The following is a 17,468-nucleotide window of genomic DNA, read 5'->3' on the forward strand; positions in this document are numbered from 1 at the left end:
TTTTTTGGATTGCGCAATAGAAAAATGAAAAAAAATCAATTTTTTTTTCATTTTAATTAATATGCCTTTGCAAAAAGGACTCTTTTATTAGACTTCTTCCCAGTAAACACGCACTCTCCGGACTCTTCTACAGCATCTAGAGGTATACATCTAATTGTTGCCTTAGTAAGATCTTTTATTTTATCCTCTGTCTCCATAGTTCCATCCCAGTGTGCAGAAATAAATCCGCCTTTAGTTTCTAGAACCTCTTTAAACTCATCAAAACTATTTACTTCTGTAATATGAGTATCTCTGTAATTCATTGCTTTGTCATGAAGTGCCTGCTGTATTTCGGCTAATAAGTCCTTAACCTTAGTAGCGATCCCATCTATAGAAGTAGTTTCTTTAGAGAGTGTATCTCTACGTGCTAGCTCTACCGTACCGTTTTCCAGATCTCTAGAACCTATAGCTATTCTTAATGGGACACCTTGCAATTCATGCTGTGCAAATTTTGCTCCTGGTCTTAAAGTGTCTCTAGAATCAAATTTAACGGTCACGCCTAAAGTTCTTAACTCTTTAACAATACCGTTCACTACTTCTGAAATAGCCTCTAATTGTTCTTCGTTTTTAAAAATAGGAACGATCACTACTTGATTAGGTGCTAAGTTAGGAGGTAATACTAATCCTTGATCATCACTATGCGTCATAATAAGAGCACCCATTAACCTAGTGGATACACCCCATGAAGTTGCCCAAACGTGTTCTTGCTTTCCTTCTTTAGAAGTGAACTTTACGTCAAAGGCCTTTGCAAAATTTTGACCTAAGAAATGACTTGTACCAGCTTGTAGAGCTTTACCATCTTGCATTAAAGCTTCAATACAATAAGTTTCATCTGCTCCAGCAAAACGCTCACTTTCTGTCTTTAAACCTTTAATAACTGGGATAGCCATAAAGTTTTCTGCAAAGTCAGCATAGATATTATTCATTTGTTCTGCCTCGGCGATAGCTTCTTTTTTAGTAGCATGGGCTGTATGTCCTTCTTGCCACAAAAACTCTGCTGTACGTAGAAATAATCTAGTTCTCATCTCCCATCTCATAACGTTTGCCCACTGATTAATTAATAATGGTAAATCTCTATAAGATTGAATCCACCCTTTATAGGTATTCCAAATAATTGCCTCACTCGTAGGTCTTACCACCAGCTCTTCTTCTAGCTTTGCGTTAGGATCTACTCTTAACTTGCCTGGATTATCTGGATCATTTTCTAGTCGATAATGAGTTACAACAGCACATTCTTTTGCAAATCCTTCAGCATTTTTTTCTTCTGCTTCAAAAAGGCTTTTTGGAACTAGTAATGGGAAATAAGCATTTTGATGGCCCGTTTCTTTGAACATGCGATCTAATTCTGCTTGCATTTTTTCCCATATCGCATAACCATACGGCTTTATAACCATACAACCTCTTACGGCGCTGTTTTCTGCTAGATCTGCCTGAACCACAAGTTCATTATACCATTTAGAGTAGTCTTTACTACGAGTCGTAAGGTTTTTGCCCATAATATTTGTTTTGGCACAAAACTTGTGCTATTATTAGAAGTTTGTTAATTGCTTTTTATACTTGACAAAACTACTTATTTTTATCAAACGCTATCAAATAAATATATCATGAAAAAACCTAACTTAAGAAATACTGCTTTTTACCATATAGCAGCACTGATTTTACTGGCTGTGACAGTCACATCTTGCGGTTCTTACCAAAGCGTTTCATACAATGATGGAATTTATGGTGATAACGATTACAATACTACTACAGAAAAACCTGAACCAGCAGTATATGAAGATAATTCCTCTTCTTATTATCAATCTTTATTTCAAGAAGGTGCAGATAGTCATGGAAACAATTTTTCTGACGATGTAGTTTTTACAGATGTAGACAACTACTCTTCAACTAGTTATAATGAATCTAACCCTGATTACACTGCTAATTATGGCGGTGGCGAGCCTGGATGGGGTACTAACCCATCAGAAGTAACTGTTAATTACTACAATAATGGATGGAATAACGGACTAGTGTGGGGAAATGGTTTTTATGGAAACGGTTTTGGTTACAATAACTGGGGCTGGAATGGTGGCTTCTACGGTTTTAACGGTTTTGGTTGGAATAACTTTGGTTACGGTGGTTTTTACGGAAACAGATTTGGTTATGGATGGAACAACTTCGGATACCATGGTTTTTACGGTAATTATTATGGCGGTTACTATAGAGGACACTTTGGTAATGGATTTAATAGATATTACAGAAACAACAGACGTAATAATGTAAGTAGATATGCTTATCAAAACTTTAATCGAGGATCTAGAGGACAATTACAAAACTCTAGAGGTCGTTCTACTTACAATGGAAGAAGCGCCACTTATAGCAGAAACAATACTACAAGCGGTCGCTCTACAGCAACCACAAGTAGTAGAAATAATTCTAGAAATGCTACTAATGGAAGAAATCGTGGGACTAGAGCTAGTAATACAAGATCAACTACTACAAGAAGAAGTACCACAACGCGTAGATCATCTTCTACAGTAAGAAGAAGCTCTAGCCCTACGAGAAGTAATACAGGAACAATGAGATCAACAAGATCTAGCAGATCATCTGGAACGATGCGACCTTCTAGATCATCTAGCCGCTCATCTAGTGGAACAAGGTCCTCTAGATCAAGTGGTAGATCTTCTGGTAGAAGAGGTTAATATTCAAAACATTTTTAAGAATGAAAAATATTTTAATTTTAAGCGCGCTACTTGCTAGCGCGTTTTTTAGTGATGCACAAACCGTAAGCGATGGATTACTTTATACAGGTCAGGATTTAAAAGGAACAGCTCGTTATAGGGGTTTAAGTGGCGCTTTTGGCGCATTAGGAGGCGACCTTAGCGCTATAGGGTCTAATCCTGCAAGCTCTGTAGTATTTGCAAATAATTATGCCGGTGTTTCTTTAAATTTTACTAGCAGCGATAACACATCAAATTATTTTGGTACAACAGTATTCTCTGATGAAGGCGACATAGAAATAAACCAAGCTGGTGGTGTATTAGTTTTTCAAACACCTGAGAGCAGAAAGGTAACTAAATTTGCAATGAGTCTTAATTACGATGTTACTAGAAACTTTGACAACTCCTTAAGAGTAATAGGGACGAGTCCTATTTCTATATCTCAATATTTTTTAAATAATGCCTCAGGTATAGCGGTAGACAATTTTACAGTTAGAACTACCGAAAATGAATCCATAAGCGATCTATATCTCTTCTTAGGACAAGATATAGGGTTTAACGCACAGCAAGGTTTCTTAGGTTACGAATCTTTTTTAATCAATTCTACCACAGACAGCCCTGATGGCAACACTGATTTAACTAATACCGTTTACACCAGCGCTACCGGTACAGGCAGCTTTAATCAAGATTACCTCGTAGAAACAGCTGGTTACAACAGTAAATTTAGTTTTAACGGCGCTCTTGAATTGAACAAAAAATGGAATCTAGGTATCAACCTCAACTCTCACATTATAAGCTTAGAGAGGTTTACAAGTATAGAAGAAGGAAATTCAAATGCAGACGCTACGATAACCGATGTAAGATTTGATAACCGCGTATCTAATGAGGGTAACGGATTCTCTTTTCAACTAGGACTCATAGGTAAAGTTACAGATAACATAAGAGTAGGTGCTACTTATGAATCACCTACCTGGTACACCATAGAACAGACACAAAATCAAGAAATTATAACTTTAAGCAATGATGGCACATTAACAACGGTATCACCTAATATTTTAAACGTATTTGCTCCATATAAATTAAGATCTCCAGGAAGTGTCACTGGTAGCATTGCTTATATATTTGGTAAAAAAGGACTATTAAGTCTGGACTACAACACTAGAGATTATAGCCAGCTTAAATATAGCCCAGACGATAGCGATCTATTTGTAAACAACAACACATTTATTGAGAACAATCTTTCTAGAGCATCTAGTGTAAGGATAGGTGGTGAATATCGCATTAACAACTGGACGTTAAGAGGTGGATATCGTATGGAAGAATCTCCTTATGATAATAAAGCTATTATGGACGATCTTACAGGTTACAGTCTAGGCTTAGGTTACTCATGGGGTAAAACTATTCTAGATATTTCTTATGACCATTCTGAAAGAGATTACAGTCAGCAATTATTTGACAGTGGTCTAGACACACCAGCTGGCGTTCTTAATGAGCTTGATAATATTGTGGTAACTTTAGGTTTTAATTTATAAATAGCTTCTCGCTTCTCCTATAGCGACACACAAAAACGCACAGAGCATCTACTATGAAGTAGATGCTTTTTTTATGGACCTAAAATCTCTAAACAAAGATACTAACGCGTAAAATCGACCTGACATAGAACAATGTATCAAAGCATCTTTTTACAACACACCGTATAGGTAATAACCTAATAGACTACAAAAAGATATAAAAGACACGATAAAAAGAACTATTAAAACCCATCAATAGAGTAAATTAATTATTGTGAAGATGGTAGTAATTCCGCTTTCGCGAAAGCGGAACAACAATCTAACTAAGGTACCATAACTACTTTAATACCTTTCTAAATGCCATCTACAATAAAAGCACACCGATTAAGATGTGCTTTTTATTATATGTAAAGTGAGTTCTTTTATCTTTTCATAGCAAAGTGCCCAGAGGCCTCTCGTTGCTGCCCATCAAATGCATACTCGATTTTAAACCAATAATCTGTACTAGGCAGTGGCTGTCCATTATAACTTCCATCCCATCCTGGACCGGCTACATCAAGTTGTTTTATAAGCTTTCCATATCTATCAAAGATATAAAGAATCGTCCCTGGCAAACGATCTCCACCTACTATGTTCCATGTGTCATGAATACCGTCTGCGTTAGGTGTGAAGTAATCTGGATAGCCGAATACGAATATATCTACTACTATCTCCCCACAGCCACTTCTCTCTGCTATAGTTACCGTATGCGATCCTGGCTCTACATTATTAAATGTACCATTGTTCACATAAGAACCATCATCTAATCTAAACCAGTATTGATCTGGACCATCAGCAGTTACTACTACTTGGTGCTCTTTATCAAATGGGTCTGTTGTAATGTCTATATCATACACATCTGGCACACTAGAAATACGCACTATAGCGGTTTCATTACTAGAACAACCTGTAACAACATCTGTCGCTATCACCTCATAGTTACCACCATCAGACGCATCTATAGACGCCGTACTTGCAGCTATTACAGTACCATCTAGTGACCACTCAAATGAGTAGTCTATATTATTTAAACCAGTGTCTAAGACTACTGGACCATTAACTAGGTTGCCATCTTCATCTAAACAAAGCACATACTGATCTAATAAAGAAGGAGCAGGAAGTTCATTAAATATAAGATCTAGAGTTGTGAAACTAAAACAGTCTGTGTTATCGTCATCTACTCTAGCTATCAAAGTAGTTTCTGAAGAGTAATCAAAGTTTCCAGTGATTCCGTTTACTTGATTATCAGCATCAGTCTGATTTAAGTAATACACTACCGTAGAGCCGGCCTGTCCTGTTGTTACCTCAGCATCTGCTTGATTAACATCTACCGTAGCCGTTCCATTACCGTTATCACAGGATTCTAATGCGGTAGGCACAATAGCTATAGGCGCATCTACCGCCTCTATAGTAAAATCTCCCATAGCAAAACAGCCTGTCGCCGTAAATTCTATTCTATAATAAATAGTTTGTGGGCTACTGGTATTATCATAGCTAGCATCATTCAATGCATTCACACCAGACAACGCGTCGGCTTGAGCATCGTGAAAGGTAACAAGTGTACCTACTTGTCCATTTGTTGTTTGAGTAGTTGCCTCACTCAGGATAAATGTTGCAGCGCCATCGCCATCTTCATCACACTCTTCTATTAAAAAAGTAGGAATAGTGACTGGCACATCGCCTACTATTAAATCAAACGTAGTCGTGCCTGAACAGCCTGTTACATTATTCTCTACTGTTACCGTTATCGTTTCTGGACTAGAAACATTCACATAAGGCGAAGTAATTGCACCAGATACATTACTATAAGTAATGGTATAGTCTGCAGGATTTAACCCATTTAAAATAGTTGCGTCATTTTGTGTTAAATCAAAAGATTCTACTCCATCACCGCTGGGATCATCACATATGGTAAGGTTCGGAGCACTGGTTATAGTAGGTGATTCATTGATAATTAAATCAAATGAAGTAGAAGCAATACATAATACATTTGCAAGATTCTCTACACGCACATATATCGTTTGTGGATTTGAGATATTTGTATAAGATGTAGTAGATAATGGATTTGCTCCACTATCAGCTTCTGCTTGTGATTCATGATAAGAAACGATGAACATTAATGGATCTTGTGCTTGCAATACTTGTGCTGTATAAGCATCAAATTGAAAACCACCTAAACCATCGTTACTTGGGTCATCACACACCTCTTCTGGTGGTAGAGGATTTGCTACAGGTAACGCATTTACTACTAACTGAAATGACCCTGTACTGTCATCACAAAGTGAATTAACAGTATTAACTATTCTAACGTATATCGTTTGAGGGCTAGACGTATTTTGATAATTTGCTTCATCAATTATGGCATTAGTTCCCGATTGAGCGTCTGCTAGAGTTTCATAAAACTCAACATTAAACAAAGCAGGATCTTGTCCATTTAGGATACCTACCTCTTGACTATTAAGGTCAAATATATCTACACCATCGTTGGTAACATCATCACAAACTACCATGTCATCCACTACATTGTAAACTGGCTGAGCAACAAGAGCTATTTCAAAACTCATGTCTGCATTAAAACAATTTGATGTAAGATCACTTTCTATTCTCACAAAAATAGTTTGAGGAGAAGATGTATTACCATAAGCATCAGGATTCATAATAGGATTTATTCCTGTTAGAGCATCTGCTGGAGAGGTGTGATAAGTTATTAAGTAGTTTAAAGGAGCAGCTGGCGTCCCTTGATCCTGACCTGCAATAATAGCCGCCTCGTTAACCGTTAAGTTAAAAAACTCCACACCATCATTAGCACTATCACATAGTTCTAGAGATTGTGAAACAACTGTTTGTGGTGCTGGAGCAACAATTACATCAAATGTTCCTGTAGTCATACAAGCCGCGTCTGTACTGTTTTCTATTCTCACATATATTGTTTCTACAGGAGAAATTACATTTGTATAAGCATCAGGATTAACGATAGCATTTACGTTATTATCAGCATCTGCTTGTGTTGTGTAAAAAGTAACAATATTATCTGCAGGATCTTGTCCGTTTAAAATCCCAGCAGACTGAGAAGTAAGATCAAAAACTTCAAAACCATCGTTTGTAGAGTCATCACAAAGAACCAGATCATCCACAGGTGTAAAAACAACATTCCCTATTCTTATCTCAAAAGAATCTAGATTATTACAGCCACTCGCTCCTTCTGTAATTCTAGTATAGATAGTTTGAGGGTTTGATGTATTGGTATAAGCAGTAGGGTTTGTAATAGAATTGCTATTATTTTCTGCATCAGTAGGAGTTTCAAAATAACTAACTACATAGTTCGTACCACTAAGACCATTTAAAATAGGAGCATCATTAACCGTTAAATCTACTACCGCGGTAGAACCAGTAGGATCACAAATAACAATATCGTTAGGCGCACCTGACGGTATAGGAGCAACAACATCTATACATACTTGCTCTGTATAAGAGCAACCGTGATTATCTGTAAACACATAATCATAACAGTTTAAACCCTCCATTGAAGGTGTCACTGAAACAATGTCACCAGTATTCATAGCTATATCTGGATTTGCTTGCCATGCTGCGGTAGCCTCAAGAGGTGTAAAAGAAAGATCTGAAGGAATAATCGCTGGGTCAAAATTAAGACCCCAAAAGAATATATACCCATCATCAGCACCTAAATTATCCGTTATAGTTAGACACCATTGTCCATTTAGCGGAGAACCAATTAATCCTGAAAAAGCTGTTTCCGGCAGATATTCTCCAGCAGGTATAGGTTGCGCACTTCCAACTGAAGGAATTACTTGCTGTAAGGTTTGCGTCGCGGTTACCCTTTCCGTAAAGATATAATCAAATCCCACCCCAGGAGTTCCAGAAGTATCATCCACAGCCTGACCAAAATAAATGTCACCTCCTCCATTAGGATTAGGTAATAATGTAACAGACGTACCGTTAGGTGCCGTTAAAATAATTTCTAAATCGTTAACCCAACTATGTTCTAAATTCACAAAAACATCCGCAAGATCGCTAGCACTAGAAATTAATGCTCCAGGAGCAAATAAATCTACATCAACACATGTTACATAACTCACACCGCTACCATCAGGCAAAAATGTTAAACCTGTTACCGGTGGAGAAACTGGGATAGAAAACTCCTCGGCAGTAACTACACCTCTAAGAGTGGTGGATTCTCCAAAACACAGGACGGTATCATCTGCCTCAGTACCTGTAAAATCAGGAGTAGTAGAAACCTGAACTATTAAATCTACCTCATCTCTATCTGTACAACCACTACTATCTGTAACAACAAATCTTGTTTGATAAATACCAGGTTCTGTATATGTTTCTGATTGAACTTGCCCCATATTTAAGCCATTGCCATTTGCTAGGTCCCATTCATATGTTGCACCAGTCCCATCTGTACTAAAAGTAGCAGATCCATCAAAGGTAACCGTATCACCTTGACATATTCTCAGTATACCATCTGTATCAATTGCTGGAGTAGTACTTATAGCTGTGGTAATAGTCTGACATGGGTCAAAACAGGTTCTTCTTGCTCTCCATCCAGAACTCACTCCAGAACCATTAGAGACAAATCTTACTGTAAGACATCCCGTAGGGTTAGCTGCACTAGCCTGGAACAATCCTGCTGCTGCAGTAGTGTCTGTGATAGTAGCTAATACGGTAGCCGTCGTAGAATCTCCATCATAGATAGTCACTACATCGCCTGCTAATAAACCGACCTGTAAAAAGTCCAACTGCATTCTATCTGTATCGATAGAAGGACAGAAAACAGAAATATTATCTTCATTATTCTCATAATTTTGATTACCCTGACTATCATTGAACACACTTAAACTACAACCTACAAAACGAAAGCCATTACCGTCGTTAGTACCTTGAGGCATATTTATATTAGTCTGTGCTACAGAAAAATAAGAGCTAATTAGGATTAAAAAAAAGAAGAATCTTTTCATCATTTAAAAATTTGAATATTAAGGGACCATTTTCTAGGGAGCAAATATGAGAAATATAGTTAACTTTAACTTAACGTATTTTATTTAATCTTAGTCTAAATCTAACAAAACAATGCACTTATACATTTCTATGTGTAAATTTGCACTTTAAAAAAATGCCGCTATTAATTGCATTACACATATGAAAATTGACGACCTATTAGATAACATTGAAGATCACGACCACCTTTCTTCAAACGAGCAAACCCCTTTACGTCCAGACGCATTTAAATTAAGCGATGCTGATAAAATAGAATCCATCAAAAAAGATGTCCATAATATACTAGAAACACTAGGTATGGACATGACAGACGACAGTATTAAAGGAACACCTAACCGTGTTGCAAAAATGTTTGTGAATGAAATTTTTGGAGGTTTACGTCCAGATAAAAAACCTAACGCTAGTACTTTTGATAATAAGTACAAGTATAATGAGATGCTGGTAGAAAAAGACATAGTCGTTTACTCTACATGTGAGCACCATTTATTACCTATAGTGGGTCGTGCGCATGTTGCCTATATATCTAACGGTAGCGTGGTAGGGCTTTCTAAAATGAATCGCATCGTAGATTATTATGCAAAACGTCCACAAGTACAAGAACGTTTAAACATACAGATCGTGCGTGAATTGCAAAAAGTAATGAATACAGAAGATGTAGCATGTATTATAGACGCAAAACACCTTTGTGTTAACAGCCGCGGTATAAGAGATATCGAGAGCAGTACCGTTACGGGAGAATTCGGTGGTAAATTTAAGGATCCAGAAGTAAAAAGAGAATTCCTAGATTACATTAAAATGGAGACTAAGTTTTAAACGACTCCTATACTTAGAAAATATTTAAAATCTAAACTGGCATTTAAGTCAGATAAGATCCATACGATTATTTTTGAGAAAAATTAGTATTGAGATTCCGCTTTCGCGAAAGCGGGATAAACACCATCAACATCACATAAAAACAAGTCATGGCGCTTTATCAAGATAATGAATTAAGAATTTACAATTCGATTAAAGGCGAAAAAGAGGTTTTCAAATCGATTACCGAAGGTCGCATAGGAATGTATGTCTGTGGACCTACAGTTTACAGCAATGTGCATTTAGGTAATTGCCGTACGTTTATCAGTTTTGATATGGTGTTTAGATACCTTAAACATCTAGGTTATAAAACACGTTATGTACGTAATATTACAGATGCAGGCCACTTAACAGATGACGCAGATGAAGGTGAAGATAAAATATCTAAAAAAGCAAGGTTAGAAAAAATAGAACCTATGGAAGTAGTGCAGCAATACACGCTAGACTTTCATACGGTAATGAAACAGTTTAATGCCTACCCACCTAGTATAGAACCTACTGCAACTGGTCACATAGTAGAGCAAATAGAGATTATTAAAACAATCATGAAAAATGGATATGCCTATGAAAAAAATGGCTCTATCTATTTTAATGTAGTTAAATTTAATGAAGACCATAAGTATGGTAAATTAAGCGGTCGCAATCTAGAAGACATGATGGCTAACTCTCGTGAACTTGCAGCGCAAAGTGATAAAGAAAACCCAGCAGACTTTGCCTTATGGAAAAAAGCGAGCCCAGAGCATATTATGAGATGGCCTAGTCCATGGGGTGACGGTTTTCCTGGCTGGCATCTAGAATGTACGGTCATGAGTTCTAAGTATCTAGGAGAAACTTTTGATATACACGGTGGTGGAATGGATCTTAAATTTCCACATCACGAGTGTGAAATAGCACAAGGTGAGGCCGCACATGGTCACAGCCCTGTAAACTACTGGATGCACGCAAACATGCTGACTTTAAACGGTCAGAAAATGTCTAAATCTACTGGGAATAGCATCCTACCAGTAGAACTTTTTACTGGAGAAAACGACTTTATGCAAAAAGCATTTGCTCCTAGTGTCGTACGCTTTTTCATGATGCAGGCTCATTATAGATCGATTCTTGATTTTAGTAACGACGCGATTCTCGCTGCCGAAAAAGGTTTTAATAGACTTACAGAAGCAATGAAAGTTATGGATCAATTATCTGTTTCTGAAACCTCTTCTATAGACTTACCTGCATGGAAAGCAAAATGCTATGCTGCCATGAATGACGATTTTAACACACCCATTCTAATTGCAGAGCTTTTTGATGCAGTAAAGATGATTCATTCTATCAATGATGGAAATACAACTATTACAGCAAGTGATCTAGCAGACCTTCAAGAAACGATGAACGCATTTTTCTGTGATGTCTTAGGTTTACAGGATGCCAAAGAAGAAGGAAGCGCCTCGCTTAATAAAGGAATGGATGGTGCTATGAAATTGATCATCGATCTGCGAGCTACTGCAAGAGCAAATAAAGACTGGAGCACCAGTGATAAAATAAGAGACGAACTAGCTGCGGCTGGAATTTCTTTAAAAGATGGCGCTGACGGGACTAGTTATAGTGTTGATTAAAGGTTAACGATTAGAGATTTTTGATTTAAAACAAATCAAAAATCTCCAAAACTAAAAAGTAATTTCAGAAATTAAGACATCTATCTGGGTTTATGAAAAAAATACTAGCCTATCCGTTTTTGTTAATCATCAGGTTTTATCAATCTGTGATATCGCCATTTACCCCTGCTAGTTGTCGCTACTCTCCTACTTGTTCTCAATATTCTAAAGAAGCACTGATCAAACACGGTGCTTTTAAAGGTGGCTGGCTGGCTATTAAAAGAATATCTAGCTGTCACCCTTGGGGTAGAAAAGGTTATGATCCTGTGCCTTAGAAAATTTTATTGAGCGGCAGTCGAAACCTTTTTTTTTAGATCGTACAGTTTATTTTCGTAAGTAAGCGTTCTCGACTGCGCTCGAACTGACATCAGTTTTAATTTTCAATTTAGATTTAGATATAAGTTTAAACTTGAGCTTGAACCTTCTTACCTTAGCATCAAAAATAAAACCACGTGTCATCTACTCAAATACTTATTACCATCGCTTGTTACTTTGCAGTACTAGTTGCTATCTCATTTATAGTAGGTCGCAAAAGTGATAACGCCACTTTCTTTAGAGGCAATCGATCATCACCATGGTTTATTGTAGCTTTTGGGATGATAGGTGCGTCGCTTAGTGGCGTGACTTTTATCTCAGTTCCTGGTGCGGTAGAAGAAGGTGCCATGAATTATTTTCAAGTAGTACTGGGTTATGTAGTCGGTTATTTAGTCATTGGAACAGTTTTATTACCACTATATTATAAAATGAACCTTACTTCTATATATAGTTATCTTAACGATAGATATGGAAGTGCTGCCCAATTTACCGGTTCTAGTTTTTTTATACTTTCTCGTGTTGTAGGTGCTAGTTTTAGATTATACCTGGTTGCAGGAGTTTTACAAGAATTTGTATTTAACGACATGGGTGTGGAGTTTTGGCAAACGGTAACTTTTACTGTAATTCTTATATGGTTATATACTTTTAAATCTGGCATAAAAACCATAGTATGGACAGACACGCTTCAAACTCTTTTTATGTTACTAGCTGTAGGTGTTGCTATTTATTACATCTCTGATAGTTTAAACTTAAACGGTATAGGAGAAGTAACGAGTTTTATTTCTAAAAGTGAATTATCTCAAATTTTCTTCTTTGAAGACTGGAAAAGTGGCTCTTATTTCTTTAAACAATTCTTTGCTGGCGCTTTTATAGCGATAGTAATGACAGGTCTAGACCAGGACATGATGCAAAAAAACTTAACCTGTCGCAGTCTTAAAGATGCTCAAAAAAACATGTTCTGGTTCACACTAGTACTGACCTTTGTAAATTTAGTATTCTTAGGCTTAGGCGTTTTACTAACCGCTTTTGCAAAAGCAGAACAACTAACGGCTACTAAAGATAAATTATTTGCAGCTATAGCACTAGACAATAATCTAGGAATAGGTATAGGACTGGTCTTTATATTAGGACTAGTAGCCGCAGCATACTCTAGTGCAGACAGTGCACTTACCTCACTAACCACATCCTTCTCTGTAGATATATTACGATTAGAAAAAAAAAATAATGAGAAAAAACAAAACTGGATACGTAAAATAGTACACGTAGGGTTTTCTGTATTATTAATTTTAGTAATCGTAAGTTTTGAGTATTTAATAAAAGACGCTAGTGTAATCAATAAACTATTTGTCTTTGCAGGATATACCTATGGACCGTTATTGGGCTTATTTAGTTTCGGTATTCTAACACGACTTAGAATAAATCATAAAATCACGCCTGTTATAGCCGTGCTATCTCCATTTATAGCATTCGGTACTAGCAGTGCAGCTAGTCATTGGTTAGATTTTGAATTTGGTTTCTTTATACTATTGCTCAATGGGCTTATCACCTTTTTAGGCTTATTAATCGCATCAGCATTCCGTAATCAAAAGGTTAGTATTGATGTGTCCCCAGCATAACTAGGGTGCACGCCACTTCATGTTCAATATTGTGATCTGATAGCTGTTGATAGAATTCAGGATTTTCTGTTCCTGGATTAAAAATGACACGCTCTGGTTTAAGGCTTATGATATAATCATAGTATTGTGGTTGCCTTTGCGCATTTAAATATAAAGTTACCGTATTTATTCCTTGAAAAGGTACAAGATCCTTATGTATTTTTACGTCATCTACTAGCCCTTCACGCAACCCTATAGCAACAGTTTCTATATTAAACTTTCGCAATCGGTAAATAGCTATGTTAGAATAGCGTTCTTCTTTAAGTGATGCACCTAGTACTAGAGTTTTTTTAGACATTTTTATAATTTAATATGTAACAATATACAAAATAGATCGTCTTTTATTATGAAGGACGTGATAAACCCTTCTGATTTATTTGGTTAATTGAATTTTATTGAGAAAGAAGAATTCAAAAGTTAATGTCTTTTAGCTTTAAATTGAAAAGACACACATAATCGTATAATTCATAATTAATGGTTAGTGTTATTATACGATTTAGAAATCCCGAGCTTGCAGGCTCGGGATTTTGTATTTATATGATTTTCTATCCACAGGTGCGGACTTAAGTCCGCACCTATGGATGAAACATGGTTTAAAACTCGAGATTTTCAATAATAGAACCTTGCCCGTGATGATGCTTTTGATTTTTGACATAATCTGCGACCTGAGATACCTGACCTGAGCTAACGGAAAACGCACCATAGCCGCGCTGCCATTCAAAGCCGTTTAAAAATGAATAATTCTCATTAAGGAATCTAGAGCTTTTACCTTTAATGAATCTCATCAAATCAGATAATGAAACTTTTGAGTCCATTTTTAATAATATATGGATATGGTCTGGCATACCATTAATCATTAAAGGAGTACAGTCATTATCCTCTATAACAGACCAGATAAATGGGTATAACTTTTTCTCTATTGTATCAGAAATTAACACACATCGATTCTTTGTACAAAATACAATGTGAATATAAACTTGAAGATTATTTTTAGACATCTTTAAAAATAATCAATTTGCTCAACATCCACAGGTGCGGACTTAAGCACCTGTGGATAGAAACATGGTTTAAAACTCGAGATTTTCAATAATAGAACCTTGCCCATGATGATGCTTTTGATTTTTGACATAATCTGCGACCTGAGATACCTGACCTGAGCTAACGGAAAACGCACCATAGCCGCGCTGCCATTCAAAGCCGTTTGAAAATGAGTAATTCTCATTAAGGAATCTAGAGCTTTTACCTTTAATGAATCTCATCAAATCAGATAATGAAACTTTTGAGTCCATTTTTAATAATATATGGACATGGTCTGGCATACCATTAATCATTAAAGGAGTACAATCATTATCCCCAATAACAGACCAGATAAATGGGTATAATTTTTTCTCTATTGTATCAGAAATTAACACATATCGATTCTTTGTACAAAATACAATGTGAATATAAACTTGAAGATTATTTTTGGACATCTTTAAAAATAATCAATTTGCTTAACATATACAGGTGCGGACTTAAGTCCGCACCTGTATATGTTGTTACCATTTCATAATAGCACTACCCCAAGTAAACCCACTACCGAAAGCTGCTAACACAACCGTGTCTCCTTCTTTGATTTTACCTTCTTCCCAGGCCTCACAAAGAGCAATAGGAATAGAAGCAGCTGTAGTATTACCGTAACGCTGGATATTATTATAGACCCTGTCGTCTGTTAATTGAAATTTCTTCTGTATGAATTGAGATATGCGCAAATTAGCCTGGTGTGGCACAAGCATATCTATATCACCTACCTGTAGATTATTTTTTTGAAGACCTTCCATAATAACCTCACTAAAACGTCTCACGGCATTTTTAAATACAAACTGACCATTCATATAAGGATAATAAGGAATATCTTCTTGCGGATTCTCCTCTATTAATTGAGGCACCCAGTGCATAGTAGATGGTCCTTTTAAGGATAATTCTAGAGCGTGTTCTCCCTCACTATGCAGGTGCGTAGAAAGGATACCATGACCTTCATTTTCAGATCTAGTAAGAACCGCTGCTCCTGCTCCATCTCCGAATATTACCGTCACACCACGACCTCGCGTAGAAAAATCTAAACCACCACTGTGATTCTCAGATCCTATGACAAGTATATTTTTATACATTCCAGTTTTAATAAACTGGTCTGCCACAGACAGACCGTAAATAAAACCACTACACTGGTTTCTTACATCTAGAGCTGGACAGGTATGAATACCCATCATTTCTTGTACCTGCACACCACAACCAGGAAAGTAATAATCTGGAGATAGTGTTGCAAACACGATCATGTCGATGTCGTCCTTAGATATTTTTGCTCTTTCTAGAGCTATTTCTGCAGCTTTAACACCCATGGTAGCTGTAGAATTTCCATCGCCTTTCTTAATGTGACGACGTTCTTGGATTCCTGTACGCTCCTGTATCCAGGCATCGTTAGTATCCATTACTTTAGAAAGATCATCGTTAGTCACCACATTTTCAGGGACAAATTTCCCCATTCCGGCTATGCGAGAAGTATACATAAATTTGTTTTAAATCTTTTGCAAGATACGTGACAGTCTTATTATCTTGCTAGTTTGAACCTGTTTTTTGTATGCATGCATAACAAGTTATTTCCAGATACTTTTCCTCATATCCCAGATGCATCTGTGCGTTATGTGGGTTCTTTTTACGCTTTCGCGAAAGCGGAACTTTTAAAAAACACTTTATTAACTGAAACACCGTGGCGACAAAATAAAATAAAGCTATTCGGTAAAATACATGACGAGCCAAGATTAACTCAATTATATGGAGATGCAGATATCGCATATGGATACAGTGGTATCAATTTTAACGCGTTACCATGGACAGAGACCTTAAAACAGATTAAAGCAGATGTAGAGCAAGCAGCCGGCACTACCTTTAATGTATGTCTCATAAATCAATACCGTAACGGTCAGGATTCTAACGGCTGGCATGCAGATAATGAAAAAGAACTAGGCACTAACCCCACGATAGCCTCTATAAGTCTAGGACAAGAACGATTTTTCCATCTCAAACATAATGAAAATAAAGACTTGCGTTTTAAATTTCCTCTAGAAAACGGCAGCCTACTCCTTATGGAAAAGCAAACGCAGCATACTTATAAACACCAGATCGCCAAAACTAAAAAAGAGGTAGGCCTGCGTATCAATCTTACTTTTAGAAAAGTGATAAAATAATTTAAAGTGCGGCCCTTAATCATTGCTAGGACCACGGCATATTCTGTAAATTGTTAATTGAATTAAAAAACAGCACATAATGAAGTACAATCTGTAATTATCAAAAAACTTAACGACTTTAATTTTATGGCAAGAACTAGAGCAAAAGACATTTTAGAAAATTTAAACGATCGTCAGATAGACCGCATTATAGAAATGGGCTGGGAAGATCGCACACCATTTGATGCTATTGAGGCACAATTCGGTGTGACAGAAAAAGAAGTAATCATGATCATGCGCAGTGAGATGAAAGAAAGCAGTTTCAGAATGTGGCGCCAGCGCGTGCAGGGTCGTGCTACTAAGCACCGTGCACAGCGTGATCCAGAAATGAGCCGTTTTAAATGTAGCATGCAACGCTCTACTGGTAATAAGATTGCAAAGCGTTAACTAGATTTTTTTAATTAGAATATGCGCAATGGCATACCTATTGCCTAGA

General features: G+C 36.8%; 14 protein-coding genes. 8 read left to right on the forward strand and 6 right to left on the reverse strand.

Annotation, left to right across the window (positions count from 1 at the left end; genetic code table 11):
* Positions 1 to 56: 56 nt before the first annotated feature.
* Entirely contained in the window at positions 57 to 1,535 is a 1,479-nt protein-coding gene (gene proS / locus Q0838_RS03885; protein WP_298951563.1) for a proline--tRNA ligase, read from the reverse strand.
* Between the two features lie 108 nt (positions 1,536 to 1,643).
* Between proS and Q0838_RS03890 the strand changes: the two genes are divergently transcribed.
* Both Q0838_RS03890 and Q0838_RS03895 read left to right on the forward strand, forming a co-directional pair.
* Positions 1,644 to 2,720, forward strand: a complete 1,077-nt coding sequence (locus Q0838_RS03890) for a hypothetical protein (RefSeq protein WP_298951566.1) — start codon at positions 1,644 to 1,646, stop codon at positions 2,718 to 2,720.
* Positions 2,721 to 2,740: 20 nt separating this feature from the next.
* Positions 2,741 to 4,270: an outer membrane protein transport protein gene (locus tag Q0838_RS03895; RefSeq protein WP_298951569.1), complete on the forward strand. Its 1,530-nt coding sequence runs from the start codon at positions 2,741 to 2,743 to the stop codon at positions 4,268 to 4,270.
* Positions 4,271 to 4,671: 401 nt separating this feature from the next.
* Here Q0838_RS03895 and Q0838_RS03900 read toward each other — a convergent pair whose 3' ends face one another.
* A complete protein-coding gene (locus Q0838_RS03900; RefSeq protein ID WP_298951572.1) occupies positions 4,672 to 9,270 on the reverse strand; it encodes a T9SS type B sorting domain-containing protein in 4,599 nt (1,532 codons plus the stop codon).
* Positions 9,271 to 9,451: 181 nt separating this feature from the next.
* Here Q0838_RS03900 and folE point away from each other — a divergent pair, with 181 nt between their 5' ends.
* The 4 genes from folE to Q0838_RS03920 all read left to right on the forward strand — a co-directional run bounded on the left by folE (position 9,452) and on the right by Q0838_RS03920 (position 13,730).
* Entirely contained in the window at positions 9,452 to 10,123 is a 672-nt protein-coding gene (gene folE / locus Q0838_RS03905; RefSeq protein ID WP_298951574.1) for a GTP cyclohydrolase I FolE, read from the forward strand.
* Positions 10,124 to 10,272: 149 nt separating this feature from the next.
* Positions 10,273 to 11,760 carry a cysteine--tRNA ligase gene (gene cysS / locus Q0838_RS03910; protein WP_298951577.1) on the forward strand — a complete coding sequence of 496 codons (1,488 nt, stop codon included), beginning with the start codon at positions 10,273 to 10,275 and terminating at the stop codon, positions 11,758 to 11,760.
* Positions 11,761 to 11,852: 92 nt separating this feature from the next.
* Positions 11,853 to 12,074, forward strand: a complete 222-nt coding sequence (gene yidD, locus Q0838_RS03915) for a membrane protein insertion efficiency factor YidD (protein ID WP_298951580.1) — start codon at positions 11,853 to 11,855, stop codon at positions 12,072 to 12,074.
* 177 nt (positions 12,075 to 12,251) lie between these two features.
* Positions 12,252 to 13,730 (forward strand): sodium:solute symporter, encoded by a 1,479-nt coding sequence (locus tag Q0838_RS03920; protein WP_298951583.1) that lies wholly within the window; start codon positions 12,252 to 12,254, stop codon positions 13,728 to 13,730.
* Here Q0838_RS03920 and Q0838_RS03925 read toward each other — a convergent pair.
* From Q0838_RS03925 to Q0838_RS03940, 4 genes are all read right to left on the reverse strand, one after another.
* A complete protein-coding gene (locus tag Q0838_RS03925) occupies positions 13,705 to 14,067 on the reverse strand; it encodes a CoA-binding protein (RefSeq protein WP_298951586.1) in 363 nt (120 codons plus the stop codon). The two genes, Q0838_RS03920 and Q0838_RS03925, sit on opposite strands and share 26 nt — an antisense overlap.
* A 295-nt stretch (positions 14,068 to 14,362) precedes the next feature.
* Entirely contained in the window at positions 14,363 to 14,767 is a 405-nt protein-coding gene (gene tnpA, locus Q0838_RS03930) for an IS200/IS605 family transposase (protein WP_298951589.1), read from the reverse strand.
* Between the two features lie 69 nt (positions 14,768 to 14,836).
* Positions 14,837 to 15,241 carry an IS200/IS605 family transposase gene (tnpA, locus tag Q0838_RS03935; protein ID WP_298951592.1) on the reverse strand — a complete coding sequence of 135 codons (405 nt, stop codon included), beginning with the start codon at positions 15,239 to 15,241 and terminating at the stop codon, positions 14,837 to 14,839.
* Between the two features lie 66 nt (positions 15,242 to 15,307).
* A complete protein-coding gene (locus Q0838_RS03940; RefSeq protein WP_298951596.1) occupies positions 15,308 to 16,315 on the reverse strand; it encodes a 3-oxoacyl-ACP synthase III family protein in 1,008 nt (335 codons plus the stop codon).
* 75 nt (positions 16,316 to 16,390) lie between these two features.
* Between Q0838_RS03940 and Q0838_RS03945 the strand changes: the two genes are divergently transcribed.
* Both Q0838_RS03945 and Q0838_RS03950 read left to right on the forward strand, forming a co-directional pair.
* Positions 16,391 to 16,993 (forward strand): alpha-ketoglutarate-dependent dioxygenase AlkB, encoded by a 603-nt coding sequence (locus Q0838_RS03945; protein ID WP_298951599.1) that lies wholly within the window; start codon positions 16,391 to 16,393, stop codon positions 16,991 to 16,993.
* Positions 16,994 to 17,119: 126 nt separating this feature from the next.
* A complete protein-coding gene (locus Q0838_RS03950; RefSeq protein ID WP_298951602.1) occupies positions 17,120 to 17,419 on the forward strand; it encodes a TIGR03643 family protein in 300 nt (99 codons plus the stop codon).
* Positions 17,420 to 17,468: the final 49 nt, after the last annotated feature.

It is taken from the genome of uncultured Nonlabens sp. (genome assembly GCF_947495285.1).
In the GTDB taxonomy this organism is placed as follows: domain Bacteria; phylum Bacteroidota; class Bacteroidia; order Flavobacteriales; family Flavobacteriaceae; genus Nonlabens.

Excerpts from the sequence above, each read along its gene's own strand:
- Q0838_RS03900 (WP_298951572.1), bottom strand. The coding sequence starts at position 9,270 with ATGAAAAGATTCTTCTTTTTTTTAATCCTAATTAGCTCTTATTTTTCT.
- Q0838_RS03940 (WP_298951596.1), bottom strand. The coding sequence starts at position 16,315 with ATGTATACTTCTCGCATAGCCGGAATGGGGAAATTTGTCCCTGAAAAT.
- yidD (WP_298951580.1), top strand. The coding sequence starts at position 11,853 with ATGAAAAAAATACTAGCCTATCCGTTTTTGTTAATCATCAGGTTTTAT.
- tnpA (WP_298951592.1), bottom strand. The coding sequence starts at position 15,241 with ATGTCCAAAAATAATCTTCAAGTTTATATTCACATTGTATTTTGTACA.
- folE (WP_298951574.1), top strand. The coding sequence starts at position 9,452 with ATGAAAATTGACGACCTATTAGATAACATTGAAGATCACGACCACCTT.
- tnpA (WP_298951589.1), bottom strand. The coding sequence starts at position 14,767 with ATGTCTAAAAATAATCTTCAAGTTTATATTCACATTGTATTTTGTACA.
- Q0838_RS03950 (WP_298951602.1), top strand. The coding sequence starts at position 17,120 with ATGGCAAGAACTAGAGCAAAAGACATTTTAGAAAATTTAAACGATCGT.
- Q0838_RS03895 (WP_298951569.1), top strand. The coding sequence starts at position 2,741 with ATGAAAAATATTTTAATTTTAAGCGCGCTACTTGCTAGCGCGTTTTTT.
- cysS (WP_298951577.1), top strand. The coding sequence starts at position 10,273 with ATGGCGCTTTATCAAGATAATGAATTAAGAATTTACAATTCGATTAAA.
- Q0838_RS03890 (WP_298951566.1), top strand. The coding sequence starts at position 1,644 with ATGAAAAAACCTAACTTAAGAAATACTGCTTTTTACCATATAGCAGCA.
- Q0838_RS03945 (WP_298951599.1), top strand. The coding sequence starts at position 16,391 with ATGCATAACAAGTTATTTCCAGATACTTTTCCTCATATCCCAGATGCA.
- proS (WP_298951563.1), bottom strand. The coding sequence starts at position 1,535 with ATGGGCAAAAACCTTACGACTCGTAGTAAAGACTACTCTAAATGGTAT.
- Q0838_RS03925 (WP_298951586.1), bottom strand. The coding sequence starts at position 14,067 with ATGTCTAAAAAAACTCTAGTACTAGGTGCATCACTTAAAGAAGAACGC.